A 4,660-nucleotide genomic window follows, 5' to 3' on the forward strand; every position below is an offset into this window, starting at 1 on the left:
CCGACGAAGGCGCATATGAATCAACAACAGCGAGGCTTCCTATCTTGCTGCCATCTCGATGGGCATATCGTCTGTTCGCGTTTCACCCCGATTGTTGCGTTTTAGGGAGCGGTGCGGGCGGGCTGTCGGGGGAGCCGTCGACGTTCGGACGCTCGATGGGGCGCGGCGCGTAAAAGTTGATTGAAGAAGCTGGGTCCAAGGCATAGCGCTCGCATGGCCGAATGTAGTATTGTTAGACGTACGTCAAAAAATTGACGCAGCTCTTACAGAGTATGGGGAATTGCATGGCGCTTACGTTTGCTGACTTTCTTGCGCAGGCTATGGCTCAGCCTATCCTGTTCGTCATTTTGGTGCTCATCATCGGCGTTACCGCGGTGTCCGGCGCAACCGACGCGCCGAACGCCATCGCGACGGTGGTCTCCACGCGTTGCCTTAAGCCGAACACGGCCATCGGCCTGGCGGCGGTGTTCAACTTCGTCGGCCTGGTGGGCATGACGTTCATCTCCACGGCGGTGGCGAAGACCATGTTCGGCATGGTCGACTTCTCGGGAAACACCGATGCCGCCTTATTGGCCCTGGTGGCGGCCATGATAGGTGCCATAGGCTGGGGCATCTTCTGCTGGTTCTTCGGTATCCCCTGTTCGAAATCGCACTCCCTTATCGCTGGCATCACCGGCGGCGCGGTGGCCATGAACGGCTGGGCGGGCGTCGTGCCCTCCGAGTGGGTCAAGGTCATCTACGGCATGGTGTTCTCCCTGCTGGCGGGTTTTGCGCTGGGCTGGGTGTTTACGAAGATCATCGAGCGTGTGTTCGAGATGGCCAACCGTCAGGCGGCCAACATCGCCTTCACCGCCATCCAAGATCTGTGCGCGGTGGCGCTGTCGTTTTTGCACGGCGCGCAGGACGGCCAGAAGTTCATGTCCATCGCCATGCTGGGCATCGCGCTTTCCTTCGGCAGCTCCACGCCCGATGCGGGCGGCTTCCCTATGTGGGTCATGATCACGTGCTCGCTGGCCATCTCTGCCGGCACGGTGGTGGGCGGCAAGCGCATCATCAAGTCCGTGGGCATGGATATGGTGAAGCTGGAGAAGTACCAGGGCGTGGCGGCCAACTTCTCCACGGTGTTCACGCTGCTGTTCGCAAGCCTCACCGGCATGCCCGTGTCCACGGGCCACTGCAACACGTCGGCTATCATGGGCGTGGGCGCCAGCCGCTCCATCAAGCGCGTGAACTGGAGCATCGCCAAGAACATGCTGCTGGCATGGGTGATCACGTTCCCCGCATGCGGCCTTATCGGCTTCGTGCTGGCGAAGCTGTTCATGATGCTGGCGTAAACGGCGCCCGCTGTTTGTCGGCGCTTTCGGGGTTTCGGGCCCGGTCGCTTTTCGAACCGCCTTTCGTCTTTTGGGCAACCAAGGACGGGAGGCGGTTTTTTGCTGCTCGGGCCGGGGTGCGTGCGGGGCTTTGGGCGCGCTTTTGCGGCGTCGCTCAGCGGCGTCATCCGCAGCGGTGTCCGCAGGGGGCATCTGGTTTTGCGGCGATTTCGGCGTCCGGCGGCGCCCGCTGAATCTTGCGCTTATGCTGCTGCGGGCCCGCGTTCCCAACGGGAGGGCAACGGGTTGGCGGCGTGCTGTGAACGGGTCGGTTATGGAGCGGAAACGCATGCCGGACGGGCGCGGCGCGGGGTTTCGCCGCTCCTATACTGCGGCGTCGGGCAATAGGGCCCGAACGGACGCGATAGGAGCGCATCATGAACGAGAAGCATATCAAGGGCGTGCAGCGCGCATCGGCAGCGGTGGCGATTGCGGCGACGCTGGCCATAACGGGCGGCGCGCTTGCCGGTTGCAGCGGCAACTCGAACGACGACAACGGCCAGGTGGTGGAGGAATCCGCCGTGGTCGAACAGGGCGACGCCGGCGCGGCGAGCGCGGACCCTGTGATGGTCACCAAGGTAATCCAGGAGGTGACCGGCGCTTACGTAGGCCAGACCGACGACGGGGCAACGGTGTACTACGCGCTCACCGACGATGGGACGCAGCGTATCCTGGCGGTGCGGGCGGCCGATGGCACCTACGAGTCATGGGTGGGCAATGCCACCTCCAACGGCGAAGAGGTCACCATCACCGACGCGCCTTCCGGCAACACCATCTCCTTCCACGTTACCCCGCAGGAGGGAGATTCGGCACTGATCGATCTGGGCGACAGGGGCCAGGCCGTGGTGGCGCAATGTCCGCTTGAGGTGGTCACGGATGTGGTGGAGGTTGCCGAAGGCTAGGGAGGGCCTTACCCTTGCCCGGCGGGTCAACGGTTACAATATGGCTGACATATCCGCAATGCTGCGTGCCCCCGGTTCGCAGCTTGATGCCAAGGGGTTTTCATGGGCAAGCTTGCCAAGCCGGCGAACCGGCTGCTGTTCGCGCTTTGCGTGCTGATCACGGGCGCTATCGCCGGCGCGTTCGTGTGGGCGTTCTTCTTCTGCATGGACATCGGCCTGGGCCTTTTGTGGGAGATGCTGCCGCAAATGCTCGGGGCCGCGGCGGGGCAGGAGGTGCCGGTGCTGGCGTCGGGGCCGTTCGGCTTCGCCGCATGGCCGCTGATCGTGTGCCTGATCGGCGGCCTTGCCATCGGGCTGTACGACAAGCACGTCGGCTTCGCCCCCGAGGATCTGAACGTGGTCATGGGCAAGGTGAAAGGCGAAGGGCGCTACCCTTACGACCACCTTGGCAAGCGCTCGCTCTCTGCGCTGCTGCCGCTGCTGTTCGGCGGCAGCGTAGGCCCCGAGGCGGGCCTGACGGGCGTGATCGCCGGTCTGTGCGCGTGGGTGGGCGACCGCATGCGTCGCTTCGGCGCCGACTTCCGCGCCATGACCGTGGCGGGCACGCAGGCTGCGCTGACGGCCCTGTTCACTGCCCCGCTGTATGGTTTTGCGGCTCCGCTTGCGGGCACGGCCGACGGGCGCGTGCCTGAAGGCGAGGTGGATATCAAGCTGCCGCGCGCCGGCAAGGCGGCGGTGTACCTGTGCGCCGTGGTGGGCGCCCTCGGTGCGTTTTTCGGGCTTGCGGAGTTGATCGGGGGCGGGGGCGGCCTGCCGCGGTTCTCGGCCGCTAATGTGGGGCCGCGCGAGCTTGCGTGGCTGGTGCCGTTGGCGCTTGCGGGCACGGCCTGCGGCTGGGCCTACCATGCCTCGGGCGCCGCTGCCGACGCGTTGGCGCGCCGCATGGGCGACAGGCCCGTCGCCAAGGCGATGCTGGCCGGCCTGGCTTTGGCGGTTTGCGGCATGGCGCTTCCCTATACCATGTTCGCCGGCGAAACGCAGTCCACCCTGCTCATGGCGCGCTGGACCGCCATCCCGGCAGGCGCGTTGGTGGCGACGGGCTTCGTGAAGGCGGCGCTCACCCCCGCGTGCATCAAGCTTGGCTGGCGCGGCGGCCATTTCTTCCCGGTAATCTTCTCGGGCATCGCGCTTGGCTACGGCTTTGCCCAGATCAGCGGCGCCGACGCGGTGTTCTGCGTCGCCGCGTGCACCTCGGCGCTTATGGGCGCGGTCATGCGCCAGCCGCTTATGGCGGCGCTTCTGCTGGTCATGTGCTTCCCGCTCAAGGGCGTGATCGTGATGCTGGCAGCGGCCGCCATCGGCGCGGCCATCCCGCTGCCGCGGGCGCTGAGCCCGCAGAAGGCCGAAGATGCGTCCGACGATGGCCAGGACGCTTCCGGCTCGCGGCTTTCAGACGGGGAAGGGGTGCGCCATGCGTAGGCTGCGCATGCTCGTGGAGATCGAGCGGCAAGCGGGTTTCGGCCCCATCACCTGCCTGTTCGTCGTGGTGTTCCTGCTGTGCTCGCTGGCGGTGTGGCTTGCCGACCCGGTGGCGAACACGTTCGGCGACGGCATGTGGTTCAGCTTCCAGGCCGTTTCCACTATCGGCTTCGGCGATGTGACGGCGGCGGGGCCGGTGGCGCGCATCGCCACCGTGCTACTCAGCGTGGTGAGCATCTTCTACATCGCCCTTATCACCGGCGTGGTGGTCAGTTATTGCAACGCCATGCTGCGCCAGCGCCAGGAGGGCACGCTGGCGCATTTCGCCGAGAACCTGGAGCGGCTCGACGAGATGATGCCCGAAGAGCTGGCATCGTTTTGCGAACGCGTGAAGGAGTACCGCCGCGGGAAATAGCGCTCAGCGGCGCTTCCAGTCGCGTACCAGCAGCACGGTCAGGACGATCGCGCAGGCCATGAGTGCCGCGGTGACGCAAACGCCGCATGATAGCCGGCGAACGAAGCCTGTGCGGCGGCAACGCCCTGCGAGGCCTTCGAGGCGGTCGCGGAGACGGACACCAGCAGGGCCGTGCCGAACGAGCCGGCGATCTGATTGATGGTGTTACCGGTGCATTGCGCGTGTTGGACGGCGTCGTTGGGAAGCGCGTTGATCGCCCAGGTGTTCACGGGCGCCGATGCGAACTGGATGCCCGCGGCCAAAACGGTATACACCGCCGCCACCAATGCGATGGGCGAATCGCCGTACAGGAACGGGAATCCCGCCGCTCCCACGGCGAAGACGGCGGTGCCCATGAGCGTGGGGCGGCGCACCCCCTGCTTGTCGAACATACGGCCCGCAACCAGCGCGGCGAAGGCGCCGATGACCGCTCCGGGCAAAAGCGCCATGCC

5 protein-coding genes are annotated in these 4,660 nt (G+C 65.8%); 4 read left to right on the forward strand and 1 reads right to left on the reverse strand.

From position 1 onward, the window contains the following. The first annotated feature begins 284 nt into the window (after nt 1-284). From Q0H50_RS08485 to Q0H50_RS08500, 4 genes are all read left to right on the forward strand, one after another. Nucleotides 285-1,334, forward strand: a complete 1,050-nt coding sequence (locus tag Q0H50_RS08485; protein ID WP_294421403.1) for an inorganic phosphate transporter — start codon at nt 285-287, stop codon at nt 1,332-1,334. A 416-nt stretch (nt 1,335-1,750) separates the two neighbouring features. Continuing rightward, entirely contained in the window at nt 1,751-2,275 is a 525-nt protein-coding gene (locus Q0H50_RS08490; protein ID WP_294421405.1) for a hypothetical protein, read from the forward strand. A gap of 102 nt (nt 2,276-2,377) precedes the next feature. Then, nucleotides 2,378-3,754, forward strand: coding sequence for a chloride channel protein (locus tag Q0H50_RS08495; protein WP_294421407.1), 1,377 nt, complete (start codon nt 2,378-2,380; stop codon nt 3,752-3,754). Further along, nucleotides 3,747-4,169 carry a potassium channel family protein gene (locus Q0H50_RS08500; protein WP_294421408.1) on the forward strand — a complete coding sequence of 141 codons (423 nt, stop codon included), beginning with the start codon at nt 3,747-3,749 and terminating at the stop codon, nt 4,167-4,169. Before Q0H50_RS08495 ends, Q0H50_RS08500 begins: the two co-directional genes overlap by 8 nt. A 38-nt stretch (nt 4,170-4,207) precedes the next feature. Here Q0H50_RS08500 and Q0H50_RS08505 read toward each other — a convergent pair. Then, the coding region (locus Q0H50_RS08505) for an MFS transporter (protein WP_294421410.1) at nt 4,208-4,660 on the reverse strand (453 nt) is incomplete at its 5' end.

The organism is uncultured Senegalimassilia sp. (assembly GCF_934632265.1).
GTDB lineage: Bacteria > Actinomycetota > Coriobacteriia > Coriobacteriales > Eggerthellaceae > Senegalimassilia.

What these genes read in the sequence shown, in the direction of transcription:
- Q0H50_RS08495 (WP_294421407.1), top strand. Translation starts at nt 2,378, where the DNA reads ATGGGCAAGCTTGCCAAGCCGGCGAACCGGCTGCTGTTCGCGCTTTGC.
- Q0H50_RS08485 (WP_294421403.1), top strand. Translation starts at nt 285, where the DNA reads ATGGCGCTTACGTTTGCTGACTTTCTTGCGCAGGCTATGGCTCAGCCT.
- Q0H50_RS08490 (WP_294421405.1), top strand. Translation starts at nt 1,751, where the DNA reads ATGAACGAGAAGCATATCAAGGGCGTGCAGCGCGCATCGGCAGCGGTG.
- Q0H50_RS08500 (WP_294421408.1), top strand. Translation starts at nt 3,747, where the DNA reads ATGCGTAGGCTGCGCATGCTCGTGGAGATCGAGCGGCAAGCGGGTTTC.